Source organism: Aliikangiella marina (genome assembly GCF_007004765.1).
In the GTDB taxonomy this organism is placed as follows: domain Bacteria; phylum Pseudomonadota; class Gammaproteobacteria; order Enterobacterales; family Kangiellaceae; genus Aliikangiella; species Aliikangiella marina.
The window spans coordinates 125,158-138,752 of the sequence record NZ_VIKR01000006.1 but is presented as its reverse complement, the minus strand read 5'-3'; the positions used below and the strand labels follow the sequence as shown (position 1 = coordinate 138,752).

Genomic DNA, 13,595 nt, shown 5'->3' with positions numbered 1-13,595 from the left:
ATCACTCGTCTATATTGATAAATACTTCGTATTCTTCTTCCGACTCCATGTAACCTGGTAGTTTGATACTCTTAAGGCCTGGACTCTTTAATGCGCTTCTCAAAATAAACTTATTATATTGACCTATTTTTTCATCCGCCAAATAATCGTTTATCGGAAACCAGCGTGCATCATAAATTTCGCTCTCCTGAATACTAATCTTTGAGCTAATTGGTTTTAATCGACACACACCATAAATATTCGACGTTTTAAATTGACCAATATGATGATGACGGAACCCAATAAAGCTTTCAAACACAGTTTCGATACCGGTTTCTTCAAATACCTCTCGTTTAACCGCATCTTCAATATGTTCAAAAGGATCAATCATACCACCGGGGAACTTCCAATTGTGCGGGTGAGTATTGATGTGGCCCTGCTCCCTAATCGTCAACAGCTCCTGTTTATCGTTAATGACCAAACCACCTATGCCAATCGTATGATTCGCATATTCTGGCACTAAGGCATTCTGTTGAAGCTTTTTGGTCAGCATAATCTTCGCTTTGTCACAGTGATGGTTTTCGAATCCATGCTGATAAAGCACTGTCAATAAAGCAGCTTTGTCCGCAGACACACTGATCCAGACAACTTTAAACTGCTTTTCCCAAGCGGCTAATGACTCAACTAAAGCACTTTCAAATGCTTCGACAGATTTAGGCAAGTGATGTGAATCAACGCAGACACCACCATATCGATTAGGAGTAAATTCTAAAACATTCATCATAAAAATTGATATTCAATAAAATTAGTTGGACTGTAATTGGGTTGATTCAATAATCGCCGCCAGTTTTTGGATGACTGAATCGATATCAATCTCGGGATCACATGCACAGTTTAAGCGAATGCAATGGTCAAACTTTGATGTTGCACTTGAAAGCTGACCAGGAACAATGGCAATACCCGACTTTATTGCCGCTTCAAAAACAGCTAACCCGCTGAAGTTTTTCGGCAGCGCCACCCATAGAATACAACCACCTTGGGGTTGTGACATTCGTGTTCCTTGCGGGAAATACTTTTCGATCGCTTGCTGAAATTGGTACATTCGCTTTGCCAAAGCGCCGGTGAACTGCCGCAAGTAACGGTCATATTTTCCACTTTTAAAAAACTCAGCGATGGTTAACTGGGTAATGTTCGGCGCACTAATATTCGTGAAAGTCTTAAAATAAGAAACTTCCTTATAGTAAGCACCGGGCGCTAGCCAGCCGATGCGCAACCCCGAAGCCACGGTTTTACTCGCTGAAGAGCAATAAAGTACTAAACCTTTTTTATCAAATGCTTTGCATGGCCGCGTTCGCGAACCATCAAAGGATAGGTCACCGAGTAAATCATCCTCAATCAATGGTACTTCTTTGTCGGCTAACAACTCGACAAGTCGCATACGATTTTTTTCCGGCATATTAGTACCAAGCGGATTACTAAACGTCGGTACTAAAGCCACTGCTTTAATTGGCCATTGCTCTAGAGCCAGCTCCAAAGCTTCTAAGCTCATTCCTTCAACCGGGTGACATGGGATCTCAATCGCTTTATAACCGAGCGATTCAATTAACTGGAACAGCCCAACAAATCCCGGAGACTCTATCGCAATGGTATCGCCAGGTTTAGCGACGGCTCTTAGACAAAGTGACAGGCCCTCCAAGCAACCGTTAGTGATAATCAGATCGTCAGCGGTAACTCGGCAGCCCATTTGATTTAATCGCTTAGATAAAACCTGGCGCAGCTTCATTTGTCCAGGGGAAAAATGAACTTCAACCACATCATTGATATTGTGTCGAATGACCTTGCTCGCAAATTGTTGAATGTATTTTTCAGGAAAATATTTTAGCGATGGGTAGGTTGTTCCCAAGTTAACAATATCCGGAGAATCACATTGATGAAAAATATGGCTAGCAAATTCGTGTATTTCTACCGATTTAGGCACCATTGGCAGCAAAGTTGCTTCTACCGCAGATCGCGGATTTGCCTGCATTTTTACATAAAAACCCGATTTGGGTTTGGCTTCTATTAACCCTCGTAACTCAAGTTCTTCGAGCGAGCGTTGGACTGTCGCAATACTGATTTTACGCTGTTTAGCGATACTTCTTATTGAAGGAATCTTCTCGCCAGGTTGAAAATCACCATTGGCAATCAAGTCCCGGAAGTCATCCGCAACTTGCTGGTATAGTTTTTTTGTTTTAATCACCTTTTTCTACCTATAGCCTTTCGTCGCCCTTTAAAGCTAGTCCCATTGCTGGATGGTCATAGCGTCGAATTAACTTATCAAACAGTAAAAACCAGTACAGTTTCTACATGATTTTACCACTACAGTGTACAACTGGCCATTCTGTACTGTATTTAATTGTTGTTTTTTGAATCTGTACTTATTTCTGCCTAACTGTAAACTATCCTCATGCTGGCGAATTGGGCTAACCACTCAATTGCCATCCTTCTCGTGAAAAACCAAATAAAAAGGAAAGAAAATGAAAACCGGTGCAAATTTGTCAATATCCGATCCCAAGGCTTATGTTTCGAAGGTTCCTGACGAACACGGTTACATTGACTATACCCCTGAGGAGAATGGTACTTGGGAGATTCTCTATAATCGACAAATGGAGATTGTTCGTGACCGAGCGTGCCCGGAGTTTTTGGAAGGAATAGACAAACTAGACATGGGTGCCCAAAGCATTCCTCAATTGCCAGATATCAACGATAAGCTTGAGAATATGACAGGCTGGCAAGTCGAGCGAGTCCCTGCACTCATCGGCTTTGAGCGCTTCTTCGAACTGTTGGCTAACCGCAGATTCCCCGCCGCCACGTTTATTCGGCGTCGTGAAGATTTAGACTATATTAAAGAACCTGATATTTTTCATGAGCTGTTCGGCCACTGTCCATTACTGACTAATCAAGCTTACGCTGACTTTTCTCAGCACTATGGCATACTTGGATTAAATGCGACTAAAGAGGAACGAGCGATGCTTGCGCGGCTATACTGGTTCACTATTGAGTTCGGATTGGTAAAATCCGATCAAGGACTAAAAGTCTATGGTGGAGGAATTTTATCTTCAAAAGAGGAAACCGTATACAGCTTAGAGAGCGACATTCCTAACCGACAATCGCTGGATATCTTAGATGCGTTTCGCACTCATTACAGAATCGATCAATTACAAAAGAACTACTTTATAATTGACTCGCTAGCTGAGTTGCAAAACATTATTAAGCTCGATTTAACATTGTTAATCAGCCAAGCGAAAAAGCTAGGGATGAAGCCATCAGATTATTTACCAAAAGAAAACGCAGCCTGTTAACCAGGCTGTAACGTATTAGACATTAAATGATTAACAAACCAACACTAAGGAATGACAATGACAGAATTAACCCGTCAGCAATGTGAAGCCTGCCAAGCTGGCGCGCCCAAAGTATCAGAAGAAGAATTGGCTACTCTCATCAAACAAATCCCAGACTGGGTCGTTGAAGTTAAAAATAATATTATGCAGCTTAAACGAATTTATAAATTTAAAAATTTTGCTGAAGCTATCGCCTTCACAAATCGCGTCGGGGATATGGCGGAAGCGGAAAACCACCACCCAGCACTCACCACTGAATGGGGTAAAGTTACCGTTACCTGGTGGACCCATAAGATCAAAGGCTTACATAAGAACGATTTTATCTGTGCAGCTAAAACAGATGAACTGTTTCGTTAACCCTCTAATGGTATCGCAAACTTTCAACGACTAACGCCAAATTTTAACGTTGAACGCCAAAGCATAATTACGTTTTGGCGGTGAATCATTATTGGATACTTTGCGTCCTTTCGGTTATCCGCTCACTAACGGTCAATGTTACTTGGACGTTATTTGTATAGAGTTACTCTAGAATGACTTGCTCTACATTGACATGTTCTACATCGACATGGGCACTAATTCAGAAACTTCCATGGTGCCACCAATCTCTAGAAAAGGACATGACTGAGCCATCTTAATCGCTGCTTCGATGGTATCACTTTCGACGATAGTATAGCCCGACATCGTCGATTGACTACCCGTATTGACGCCACCTGCAGCCGATACTCGATGCGTATTTTTTAGCGGATTCGCTGGGCTAACAACAGCATCGCCAAGGCTTTCGAGCCATTCCTTATACTTCTTAAAGTGTGCTTGTCCCTCCTCCGGCGTAGACGGAGGATTACCACCCAAATAAACCATTAAAAAGCGAGCCATGGTACATTCCTATATTTTTGAACTGGAAACTGATTAAGACTTTACCATACTGGTTTTTCTTGCAAACCACAAAACATCGGATATTGATTTTTTGTCGAATGCCAAAAAAGAATCGTCTTGATAATGGCCTGAGCATATACGTCTAACGACATAAAGAGCCGTTAGCCGAACGAAAAAAGTCGGGTAACGACCACCATAAAGTAATTGATAATTAGGTCCCTGGGTTGAGCCACTTAGGTGAGTCAAAAGATTGCGAATCTAAATAGTGCTCGATATTAATGCCAAACGAAGCGTTAGGCAGTACTGATTTCACTTGATATACTCTTCCACTCGCATGGAGATCCATTTGTGACAAGTCAACCACCTTCTCAAAACCGAGCTTTTTGCGTTCATCGGTGACGAGTAGAACTTTAGGTCTGAGTTTTTGGCGCTTGCTGTTTTTCAATACGATGCCGACTTCACCCGTCGCCATTTCGACTAACGAACCGACAGGCATTACTCCCATCCACTTGATAAATTCACTGACTAAAAATTCATCAAATTTTGAGCCTTTGTAATTATTAAGAATTTTAAATGCGTAACTGGGCGATTTTCCTTCTTTATGAGGACGGTCGCTCGTCACCGCATCGTAGGTATCAATAATAGAGACGATTTTGGCAAATCGAGACACTCGTTCATTGGGTATATTCCGGGGATAGCCTTTGCCATCAACCCGCTCGTGATGAGACAAAGCCACTTCTTTTACCGCTTCAGTTACTCCAACGACTTGATCGAGCATTTTGTAACTTTGAATCGGATGTCGCTTCAACATCAGTTTCTCTTGTTTAGTCAGCGCTTCGGTTTTATTGAGCACGCGCTCAGGAATAGCAAATTTGCCAACATCATGAAGCATTGCACTCGCTCCCATGACGGCGAGTTGTTGTTCACTCATTTTTAAGTGTTTTGCAAACGCCATTGCGAAAATCGCTACTCTTAGCGGGTGCTCTGCCGCGTAGAATATTTTGTGTTTAATATTACAGAGAATAACCAGGGCGCGGTTGTTGCGATGTAAGCTTTCGAGACAATTCTCAACCAATATCTCAATCTCTGATAATTGAATATTATCCCCTCGTTGAATTTTGCGCATCAATAATTTCAACTCTCGGGCAGACTCTCTGATGACTTTGAGTGCCTTAGGTAGTTCTTCAGAGAGAGAAGAATCGATAGCAAAATCTGATTCTGCGGACTGCTCGGTTTCTAATAGATGGTTTTCGTATTCATGTTCATCCTTAAAATCGACAAATACATGTGAACATTCTTTACGCAGCTTGCTAAGAGTCAGCTCATCTTCGATCGTAAACCCTTGAAAAAGAAACGGGCTTTGTTCCCAGGGCTTATCCAATTCTCCCACATACATGCCAACTTTAAGTTGCTCGACTTCAACTCTGACACGGTTTAGGTAGGAATATTTGCTCATAGTCACTCCCTTGACAATACAGCTGACTTATCATGCATTGAGTAAATATTGATCAATCCGGTACTTTATGTCAACTTTTTGAGATATCCCGCAAACCAAAACACAACTGATTTGCAACAGTAAAAAGCCATATAACTAAAATTTAGCGAAAAACTATTGCCAAAGTGAAAACGCCTATGTTACTAATAACGCATCGATTCCAATATAGCATGGCACACACCGATGAATTCATTGCTGAATCATCTAACAATTGAAACCATTGAACTAGCTCAACTTGCTAGCCGCTCTTCTGTGTCTGTTAATCTTGAAACTTCTGTTGTTCGCCGTCGCCGCCGTCCCTATTGGGCTGGGTGCGATGGTGTTTGATGAGTAAATAACAAACCATCTTCTAAAAACCCGGCCAATGCGCCGGGTTTTTTATGCCTTTTTTTAATTTCAGAACTCAAAACATTTAGGAAAAACCATGAAAAATTTTATTACAACTGCAGACTGGAGCCAGGCAGAGTTACAAGACTTACTCGATCTAGCGACTCAGTTTAAACAAGGCCTTTCGAGTCAGGCATTGCACAATAAATCGGTAGCGCTACTATTTTTTAACCCGAGTTTACGCACTAGAACTTCTTTTGAGTTAGGCACCTGGCAATTAGGTGGCCATGCAGTCGTACTAGAACCAGGCAAAAGCGCATGGCCCCTTGAATTTGAATTTGGCACCCAGATGACAGGAGATGCGGAAGAACATGTCATTGAGGCTGCTAAAGTACTTTCTAGATACTGCGATTTGATCTGTATTAGAGCTTTCCCAAAATTTGAAGATTGGCAAATCGATAGACAAGACAAAGTGATCAAAGCTTTCGCAGAGTACGCGTCTGTTCCGGTGGTGAATATGGAGACGATTACTCATCCGTGCCAAGAATTAGCCCACATGCAAGCTATCCAAGAAAAGCTTGGTTCAGCAAAGAAAAAGAAATATTTGCTGACATGGACTTACCACCCTAAACCTCTCAATACAGCCGTGGCAAACTCGTCTCTTTTGATTGCTTCAAAGTTTGGCATGGATGTGACTTTGTTATGTCCCAATGAAAGTTACTTACTTGATGAAAGATATCTGTCGCTGGCAAAACAGAATGCAGAATCGTCCGGCGGTAGCTTTCAAATCACTCACAATATTGAAGAAGCCTATCAAGATGCTCAAATTGTTTATGCAAAAAGTTGGGGCGCACTCCCTTACTTTGGTAACTGGGAAGCAGAAAAATCCATTCGAGACCAATACAAGCACTTTATTGTCGATGAAGAAAAAATGGCACTTACTAAAAAAGGTTTGTTTTCACATTGCCTACCACTGAGAAGAAATGTGAAAGCAACTGATGCCGTACTTGATGCTGATTATTGCTTCGCAATCGACGAAGCTGAAAATCGACTCCATGTACAAAAAGCCATAATGCAAAAACTAATTCAACACTAAAAATTTTTAAGGAAAAGACCATGAATCAATCGTCACAACAAAAACTCATTGTTCTTGCTTTCTCGGGTGGACTCGATACCAGCTTTTGTGTCCCTTATCTAATCGAAGCCGGGTATGTTGTACATACCATTTTTGTAGACTCAGGCGGGATCTCGAGCACCGATAAACAACAAATAGAAAAGAGAGCATTGTCCTTAGGTGCAATCCAACACCATCAGGTCAATATTGGCCAAGCACTTTGGCAACAAGTCATCACTCCGATGGTTAAGGCTGGCTACTGGTACCAAAATCAATATCCGTTATTGTGCTCTGATCGTTACTTAATCGTTGAAGCGTGTTTAAAACTCTGCGATCAGTTAGGTACTCAATACTTTGCTCATGGTTGTACGGGGATGGGTAATGATCAGGTGAGATTTGATCTGGCGGTCCAGTCACTCGGTGACTATACAATCATCTCGCCTATCAGAGAAATTCAAAAGCATACCCAACAAGTAAGAGAATATGAAAAGCAGTATCTGATTGAAAAAGGGTTCGATGTATCAGACAAAGTGAGCAAGTATTCAATTAATGAAAACTTGCTGGGCGCAACGATCTCTGGTTCGGAAATCGATGAGTGGCAATCACCGGGCGAAGCGAGCTATGTGTTGACAACTCCCCCTAGTCAAGTTGATTCTGTTGATGAATTTGTGACGATTCAATTCTTACACGGTGAAGTTGTCGCGATTAATAAAAACTGCCTCGATGAGAGCTTCACCGGCGAACACGCTGTTCAACGACTTAATCAAATTGGCGGGAAACTGGCGATTGGTAGAGGAATTTACACGGGCGACACCACTATAGGTTTAAAGGGGCGAATTGTTTTTGAAGCGCCCGCATTGCATTGTCTCAACATTGCACATACAGCACTTGAGCAAGCTATACTGTCAAAAGCACAAAATCGTTTTAAAACACAAGTCGCGCAAAAATGGACTGAACTTGTTTATGAGGGATTTTTCTACGACCCACTCAAAATGGATCTTGAAGCTTTTCTAAACTCATCGCAAAAACAAGTCTCTGGAGAAGTAACATTATTATTAAGTAATGGACAAGCACAGGCAGTAGCGATCACCTCGCCAAACATTCTCAAAGATAAACAATCAATCTATGCTCAGTCGGCCAATTGGAACATCGAAGAGGCACAAGGATTCATCAAGCTATTTGGTAAGTCTTCAACTATGGCCGCTAATCAACATTTAATCGACCAATCGAATGTAAACTGCGCCGAACCTGATGCCAGCGAGTCGAAACTGGTAGAGAAAGCATCATGAAAAATAATCAAAATATTTTGTCGACAACACTTGGACACTTGGCTGCGCTGGTTAGTTTTGATACGCAAAACCCACCGAAGGCAATAACGCAGGATAGTGAAATTTTTCATTATCTTAAAAAAAATCTGGAAGGGTTCCAATTTGAGTTTATTGACGCGGGAAACGGTAGCATCTGTCTTCTTGCCCAAAGAGGTCAACCGCAGCTATTGTTTAACTTTCATATTGATACGGTACCGATAACAAATGGTTGGTCTAAAGATCCATTCACGCTAGAGGTTTCGCAAGAAACAGCAACCGGTCTCGGCGCATGCGATATCAAAGGTGCATCAGCGTGTATGCTAACAGCTGTTAATCGAGCCCCTGGTGACGTTGCGCTACTTTTTTCATCCGATGAAGAGCATGGTTCAAGCGAGGCAGTTAAAGCATTCCTTGCAGGAAACAAAGGTTTTAAACAAGTTGTTGTTGCTGAGCCAACCCAAGCAAAGGCAATCACCGCACACCGTGGGATTCAAACTGCAGAAGCAACCTTTACTGGCAAACCTGGTCATGCATCAGAATTAAGAGCTCATAATGATAACGCAATCCATCGTGCCGCAAGCTGGATATCTAAATCGATAGAATGGATCAATCAGCAAAACTATCAATTTAAGTCTTTGATTGGGCTTCCCTTTAATGTCGGAACGATTTCGGGCGGCATCAAAGCGAATATGATCGCAGCTGAATCAAGTTTAAAGTTTGGATTTAGACCTTTACCAGGACAAAGCGAAGACGAACTACTCGATTTCTTGGCAAAAGGCATATTATCCGATGAGCAACAGTATCCAGTTGCTATTAAAAAAGGCTTCAACGGCCCTTCTCTTCCTGCCGCTAATCAAAACTTTGATGAGGCGCATCGAAATGCTGAAAAGCTCTCGACTTCACTAGGATTATCGACGGCTAGTCCTGTCAATTTTTGGACCGAAGCAAGTTTATTCTCACAATCCGGTGCGACAGCAATTGTTTATGGTCCCGGGAATATTGAACAAGCACATACCGCCGATGAATGGGTAGCACTCGATCAGCTCTTAGCAGTGGAAAATAGCTATATCAATATATTGAATAAACTTTCCGATAATAGCTTCAAACTTTAAGGGGTCCTTATCATGAATCAATTAAAATCAAATTTAGCGCTCTCGACTCAGTCACCAACAAGCTTCAAGCCTAAGGTAAAAGAAACCATAATTCAGTTGCTCGCTAATCTCGCAAACCCCAAAGAAATACAGCAATATCTTGACCGTTTTGTTGACGCCGGAAAAACTCATTTTGCTGTCATTAAAGTTGGTGGCGCAATATTAGATAACGACTTAGATAACTTATGCTCATCTCTGGCTTTTCTTGAGCAAATAGGACTCTTTCCTATCGTGATTCACGGCGCAGGCCCACAGTTATCTAAAAACTTAGCTCAAAAATCGATTACCAGTGAGTTTGTTGATGGCCAACGAATCACAACTCCTGAAGTTTTATCTGTTGCTAAGAAAACATTTATCCAACAAAACCTCAAACTCGCGAATAAACTTCAAGCTTTAGGTGTCAAAACAGCTTCGATTACATCGGGCGTGTTTTATGCGAAACAATCATCACAAGAGCAGCTAGGATTAGTCGGTGAAATCAACAATATCGACCTAGAACCGATCAAATCAGCAATAGAGAGTGGCGCAATTCCGATTCTCTCCTCGCTCGCAGAAACAGAAACAGGACAAGTGCTGAATGTTAACGCAGATAATGCCACTAACCAACTCGCCATTGCGATCGAGCCTTATAAAATAATTTTTCTCACTCAAACCGGTGGTATTTTAAATGAGAAAAATAAAGTCATCTCTTCAATTAATTTGGTCACCGATTACAGCGAACTTATCGCACAGCCCTGGCTACACAGCGGGATGAAACTAAAAGTCAAGCAAATTGCAGAAATACTGAGTCAGCTACCTTCTACCGCTTCAGTATCAATCACAACCCCGGCCCATTTAGCCAAAGAACTGTTCACTCATAAAGGTTCAGGTACGCTACTAAGACGCGGCGAGTCAATAATGACACATGAATCAGTTGAAACAATAAAAACCAAGAAACTTAAAGCCCTACTAGAGAGTAGTTTTAAAAAACAACTCGATAATGACTACTTTGAGAAGTTAAAGGTTCATAAAGCATTTGTCACTTATTGCTATCGCGCTGCCGCAATTGTGACTATCGAAGACGGAATACCATTTTTAGATAAGTTTGTTGTTGATGACTCGGCAAAGGGCGAAGGTTTGGGCAAAGCCGTCTGGGAAAAAATGGTCCAATCGCTTCCCGCTATTTACTGGCGCGCTAAACCCGATAATCCTATCAATCAGTTTTACTTTAAAAAAGCTCACGGTCATATGAAGAGTAAAGACTGGAATATCTATTGGTATGGTCTCAATGATTTCGCGCAAATCGAACAATGTATTAATGCTGCCAATAATAAAGCAGCAACTTTGAATTAACCATTTATTAAATTTCAAGGCATTAAAAATGAATAAAGTTAATTTTGGAAAACTTATTAAATCACTTTCCAAAAACTATCAAAGCAATAAAAACAAGAAGTACTCGGTGGGTATTCTTGGTGTACGCGGATATGTCGGTAAGGAACTGGTTCGCTTGATAGAGAACCATCCTCTACTAGAATTATCGTGGCTAAGCTCTCGACAGCTGCAAGGTAGTCGTATTAATGAACACATGGATACCAAAAGTACCATTGAAATTAAAGCGCTCGAGCCAGAGCAGATTGCCGATATATCCACAGAGATAGTTATTCTAGCGTTACCAAACGGTCTAGCAGAATTATTCGTGGACAACCTTAAAAACAATTCAACCGTTGAAGTGATAATCGATCTTTCAGCAGACTATCGGTTCGATACTGAGTGGAATTACTCGGTTCCTGAGATCAACAACTTTAAACAAGGTGGAGTCAAAGATAAACCAATAAAAATAAGCAACCCTGGCTGCTACGCAACCGCTATGCAACTAGCGATAGAGCCTCTCAAGGATCTGCTCGTTGCACCCGTTAATTGTTTTGGCATTTCGGGTTATAGCGGCGCAGGCACTAAGCCTAGTGCGACCAATGATCCTCATAATTTAAAAGACAATATTATTCCCTATAAAAGTATTGAGCATCTTCACGAAAAAGAAGTTTCACACCATTTAAACATACCAGTTAGTTTTTCTCCGCACGTCGCCGATTTTTTTAGGGGCATCAGTATGACTATCCAACTTAATTTTTCAAAAAAGCAATTTTATCAGAGCTTGCAAACCCGACTAAAAGACTATTATGCAATGCATCCACTCGTTAAAATCTGTGACGATATTCCAACAATTCAACAAGTTTCAAGAACGAGTAATTGTATCATCGGAGGACTGCAGTTATCGCAGGATGGTAAACGAGCTACTATTATTTCTGTACTCGATAACTTACTTAAGGGCGCAGCGAGTCAAGCGGTCCAAAATATCAATATTGCACTGGGACTCAATCCTGCCTTCGGTTTAATTGAGATTGAAGAGTTCAACCCACTATTAGCTGAAGCCGATCTGCAGGCACAATTAAAAGGAGAAGCAGTATGACGGCCCCTATTTGGCAAAAACAATCACAAGCTTCGGTAGACAATGAAATTATGAACTATATGGCGGGCGAAGACATTCTACTCGACAACCAAATTTTTCTTTTTGATATTCAAGCGAGTAAAGCGCACGTGAAGGGACTTAATTCCATCACAATCTTAGATAAGGGTGAAGCTGACTCGCTAATTCAAGCACTCGACGAGTTAGCGCATGACTACAATCAAGGCGTATTTCACTTATCGAACCAGTTTGAAGATGGCCACTCAGCTATCGAGTACTATTTAGTCGAAAAACTCGGAGATCTAGGTAAAAAAATTCATACCGGGCGCTCTAGAAATGATCAAGTGTCAGTTGCTACCAGACTATTGATCAAGCACAGCTTAAAGCAAGCAGAGGACTATATTGTCAGTGCAGTGAGAGCTTGCCTCGCACAAGCAAAATTAACAAAAGATATACCAATGCCCGGTTACACTCATCTACAACGAGCGGTTCCTTCTTCTGCTGGAATGTGGTTTGCCGGTTTCGCGGAAGCAATGATTGATAACTTGATGAGCTTACAATTTAGTCTGCAGCTATTAGATGCGAATCCTTTAGGAACCGCGGCCGGTTATGGAGTCAACCTTCCACTTGACAGGGAGCTAACAACCAACGAGCTCGATTTCTCTCGATTACAAATCAATCCCATTTATACTCAAAATAGTCGCGGTAAATTCGAACTGGAGGCCTTATTTAGATTGTCGCAATGTTTGCTAGATATCAGGCGATTCTGTTGGGACCTCTCTTTATTCACCTCTCAAGAATTTAACTTTGTCAACTTGCCAGACAATATGACTACAGGTAGTTCTATCATGCCAAATAAAAGGAATCCGGATCTCATTGAGTTAATGCGAGGTAGTTATGCGACATTACAGGGGGCGATGGTTGAGCTGCAATCAATCCTATCGTTACCGTCGGGATATCAAAGAGATCTGCAACTCACTAAACCGCCTTTATTAAAAGGCCTAAAAGTTGCGCTGGATACAATTAAACTTTTTTCCAAAGTCGTATCAGAAATGTCTTTCAAAGCAGACGTCCTTGAAAAAGCGATAGATGCACCAATGTATGCAACGGACCTAGCTACGGAACAGAGTATAAAGGGCATACCGTTTAGAGAAGCTTATCAATCCGCCAACGATTTGAAGAAAAACCTCGCTGACCGCTTACCAATGGACTCACTTACCCAAAGAACATCGCCTGGAGCCTGTGCTAATCTATTACTTGACGAGTTAGAAAGTCGTTTTAATCAGCTGTTATGATCGTCTGATACGCTTAACCGACGCTTTTTGTAATACGCGGAAGCCTATCAGCAGTCAAAACCTTTTTTTGATACGGTAGGCACCGAGTTTATAATGAAAGGGCAAACGTAAAAGACAGAAGACAGACAACAGACAACAGACAATAAAAAATAGTAGAATCAACTAGACCTAAACTCGATCGGCTTGTCTACTCTAGCGAGAGGAGAATACCATAGGCTAACAACATAAATT

12 protein-coding genes are annotated in these 13,595 nt (G+C 41.5%); 8 read left to right on the top strand and 4 right to left on the bottom strand.

Features of this window, described 5'->3' with window-relative positions; all coding sequences use genetic code 11:
- Nucleotide 1: 1 nt before the first annotated feature.
- Complete coding sequence (locus tag FLL45_RS20190; protein WP_210247249.1) at nucleotides 2-763, bottom strand: NUDIX domain-containing protein; 762 nt, start codon at nucleotides 761-763, stop codon at nucleotides 2-4.
- A 21-nt stretch (nucleotides 764-784) separates the two neighbouring features.
- Nucleotides 785-2,218 carry an aminotransferase-like domain-containing protein gene (locus tag FLL45_RS20185; protein ID WP_142943876.1) on the bottom strand — a complete coding sequence of 478 codons (1,434 nt, stop codon included), beginning with the start codon at nucleotides 2,216-2,218 and terminating at the stop codon, nucleotides 785-787.
- A gap of 277 nt (nucleotides 2,219-2,495) precedes the next feature.
- Here FLL45_RS20185 and phhA point away from each other — a divergent pair, with 277 nt between their 5' ends.
- Complete coding sequence (gene phhA, locus FLL45_RS20180; protein WP_142943875.1) at nucleotides 2,496-3,320, top strand: phenylalanine 4-monooxygenase; 825 nt, start codon at nucleotides 2,496-2,498, stop codon at nucleotides 3,318-3,320.
- A gap of 57 nt (nucleotides 3,321-3,377) precedes the next feature.
- Nucleotides 3,378-3,716 carry a 4a-hydroxytetrahydrobiopterin dehydratase gene (locus FLL45_RS20175; RefSeq protein WP_142943874.1) on the top strand — a complete coding sequence of 113 codons (339 nt, stop codon included), beginning with the start codon at nucleotides 3,378-3,380 and terminating at the stop codon, nucleotides 3,714-3,716.
- 198 nt (nucleotides 3,717-3,914) lie between these two features.
- Here the strand turns inward: FLL45_RS20175 and FLL45_RS20170 are convergent, their stop codons facing one another.
- Together FLL45_RS20170 and FLL45_RS20165 are read right to left on the bottom strand one after the other, a co-directional pair.
- Complete coding sequence (locus FLL45_RS20170) at nucleotides 3,915-4,232, bottom strand: YciI family protein (RefSeq protein WP_142943873.1); 318 nt, start codon at nucleotides 4,230-4,232, stop codon at nucleotides 3,915-3,917.
- Between the two features lie 211 nt (nucleotides 4,233-4,443).
- Nucleotides 4,444-5,688, bottom strand: a complete 1,245-nt coding sequence (locus tag FLL45_RS20165; RefSeq protein WP_142943872.1) for an HD-GYP domain-containing protein — start codon at nucleotides 5,686-5,688, stop codon at nucleotides 4,444-4,446.
- 463 nt (nucleotides 5,689-6,151) lie between these two features.
- Between FLL45_RS20165 and FLL45_RS20160 the strand changes: the two genes are divergently transcribed.
- From FLL45_RS20160 to argH, 6 genes are read left to right on the top strand one after another with little or no spacing between them, the layout of a single operon-like run.
- A complete protein-coding gene (locus FLL45_RS20160; RefSeq protein ID WP_142943871.1) occupies nucleotides 6,152-7,150 on the top strand; it encodes an N-acetylornithine carbamoyltransferase in 999 nt (332 codons plus the stop codon).
- A gap of 20 nt (nucleotides 7,151-7,170) precedes the next feature.
- Complete coding sequence (argG, locus tag FLL45_RS20155; protein WP_142943870.1) at nucleotides 7,171-8,457, top strand: argininosuccinate synthase; 1,287 nt, start codon at nucleotides 7,171-7,173, stop codon at nucleotides 8,455-8,457.
- Complete coding sequence (locus FLL45_RS20150; protein ID WP_142943869.1) at nucleotides 8,454-9,587, top strand: acetylornithine deacetylase; 1,134 nt, start codon at nucleotides 8,454-8,456, stop codon at nucleotides 9,585-9,587. The genes argG and FLL45_RS20150 overlap by 4 nt, the downstream gene beginning before the upstream one ends.
- Before the next feature lie 12 nt (nucleotides 9,588-9,599).
- Entirely contained in the window at nucleotides 9,600-10,958 is a 1,359-nt protein-coding gene (locus FLL45_RS20145; RefSeq protein ID WP_142943868.1) for an acetylglutamate kinase, read from the top strand.
- 28 nt (nucleotides 10,959-10,986) lie between these two features.
- Complete coding sequence (argC, locus tag FLL45_RS20140; RefSeq protein WP_142943867.1) at nucleotides 10,987-12,072, top strand: N-acetyl-gamma-glutamyl-phosphate reductase; 1,086 nt, start codon at nucleotides 10,987-10,989, stop codon at nucleotides 12,070-12,072.
- Nucleotides 12,069-13,364: an argininosuccinate lyase gene (argH, locus tag FLL45_RS20135; protein WP_142943866.1), complete on the top strand. Its 1,296-nt coding sequence runs from the start codon at nucleotides 12,069-12,071 to the stop codon at nucleotides 13,362-13,364. The genes argC and argH overlap by 4 nt, the downstream gene beginning before the upstream one ends.
- The last annotated feature ends 231 nt before the right edge of the window (nucleotides 13,365-13,595 follow it).

What these genes read in the sequence shown, in the direction of transcription:
- FLL45_RS20190 (WP_210247249.1), bottom strand. Translation starts at nt 763, where the DNA reads ATGATGAATGTTTTAGAATTTACTCCTAATCGATATGGTGGTGTCTGC.
- phhA (WP_142943875.1), top strand. Translation starts at nt 2,496, where the DNA reads ATGAAAACCGGTGCAAATTTGTCAATATCCGATCCCAAGGCTTATGTT.
- FLL45_RS20175 (WP_142943874.1), top strand. Translation starts at nt 3,378, where the DNA reads ATGACAGAATTAACCCGTCAGCAATGTGAAGCCTGCCAAGCTGGCGCG.
- FLL45_RS20170 (WP_142943873.1), bottom strand. Translation starts at nt 4,232, where the DNA reads ATGGCTCGCTTTTTAATGGTTTATTTGGGTGGTAATCCTCCGTCTACG.
- FLL45_RS20165 (WP_142943872.1), bottom strand. Translation starts at nt 5,688, where the DNA reads ATGAGCAAATATTCCTACCTAAACCGTGTCAGAGTTGAAGTCGAGCAA.
- FLL45_RS20160 (WP_142943871.1), top strand. Translation starts at nt 6,152, where the DNA reads ATGAAAAATTTTATTACAACTGCAGACTGGAGCCAGGCAGAGTTACAA.
- argG (WP_142943870.1), top strand. Translation starts at nt 7,171, where the DNA reads ATGAATCAATCGTCACAACAAAAACTCATTGTTCTTGCTTTCTCGGGT.
- FLL45_RS20150 (WP_142943869.1), top strand. Translation starts at nt 8,454, where the DNA reads ATGAAAAATAATCAAAATATTTTGTCGACAACACTTGGACACTTGGCT.
- FLL45_RS20145 (WP_142943868.1), top strand. Translation starts at nt 9,600, where the DNA reads ATGAATCAATTAAAATCAAATTTAGCGCTCTCGACTCAGTCACCAACA.
- argC (WP_142943867.1), top strand. Translation starts at nt 10,987, where the DNA reads ATGAATAAAGTTAATTTTGGAAAACTTATTAAATCACTTTCCAAAAAC.
- argH (WP_142943866.1), top strand. Translation starts at nt 12,069, where the DNA reads ATGACGGCCCCTATTTGGCAAAAACAATCACAAGCTTCGGTAGACAAT.